The sequence below is a fragment of the Vibrio sp. Vb1554 genome (assembly GCF_033344235.1).
The window spans coordinates 1-1,060 of sequence record NZ_JAWPOJ010000432.1; the positions used below are offsets into that span (position 1 = coordinate 1).

General features: G+C 49.9%; 1 protein-coding gene and 1 pseudogene. Both read right to left on the reverse strand.

Going from position 1 to position 1,060, the window contains the following annotated elements; translation table 11 throughout:
* Positions 1 to 215 (reverse strand): annotated as a pseudogene (locus tag R8N28_RS26835) (endonuclease/exonuclease/phosphatase family protein); the annotation flags it as partial.
* A 72-nt stretch (positions 216 to 287) separates the two neighbouring features.
* Positions 288 to 1,060 (reverse strand): molybdopterin oxidoreductase family protein (locus R8N28_RS26840; protein ID WP_318183871.1); only part of this gene is annotated, 773 nt, incomplete at its 5' end.

The window sequence follows — 1,060 nt, forward strand, 5'->3', positions numbered from 1 at the left end:
ACAAACAAAATAGCGACAAAGGCAGAAAATGCACTTTGCAACCATCGGCGAGCGATAGAAAACGCCGAGGCTAAAACAACGTAAGTGAACACAATGAGGGCGGGAATCGAGGTAAGATTCTCCGCCCACCAAATATGTTCAATTTGCCTGACCGCCAGCCAAATAAGAGCGGGTAGAAGCAATATGATCCACTTAAAAACGCTCGACACACGCACTGCTCGTTTCGCTATTACATATCATAAGCTTAAATGCAATTTCTCAACTCGCCAGTGCGTGAAGCGTTGATGTTAGACGTGGTGTACCGCCTCCTCGACAGGCTCTGGTTGAGCGGCCGTTTCACTGATTTCAATCTTAACCGCTGCGACTTTGAATTCAGGAATTTTCGCATGCGGGTCCGTTGCCGTAGTCGTCAAGCGGTTGACTGGCGACTCAACGAAATGGAACGGGATAAACACGACGCCTTTTTGCATTCGCTTAGTCACAAACGCATCAATTTCGATGCTGCCACGACGAGTCGACACTTTTAGGCGCTGACCATTATGGATACCAATTGCTTCGGCATCTTCAACACTGATCATCGCTCTTGGCCCAGCAAGGTTATCCAACCCTTTCGTTTTGCGTGTCATCGTACCGGTGTGGAACTGTTCTAGCACACGCCCTGTTGTAAGCACCAAAGGATACTCTTCATCAGGCAACTCGGCTGCATAACGGAACGGCACGCCCACCATTTGCCCTTTCCCTCGGGTAAATTGGGTTTGGTGCATAATACGAGTACCGTTTGGATTGTTCTTGTTACTTGGCCATTGAACACCGCTCGGCGTGATCGCGTCCCAACGCAACCCTGCATATTGCGGCGTTACACGCGCGATCTCGCTAGTGATTTCAGAAACGCACTGGTAATGCCAATCGCTGCCCATCGCGTTTGCGATCGCTTGAATGATCCACCAATCTTCTTTCGCCTCACCCGGCGCTTTCACTGCCGCATTAACGCGCTGGACGCGTCGCTCAGTATTGGTGAAGTGACCAGATTTTTCCGCAAATGAACAAGAAGGCAATACCA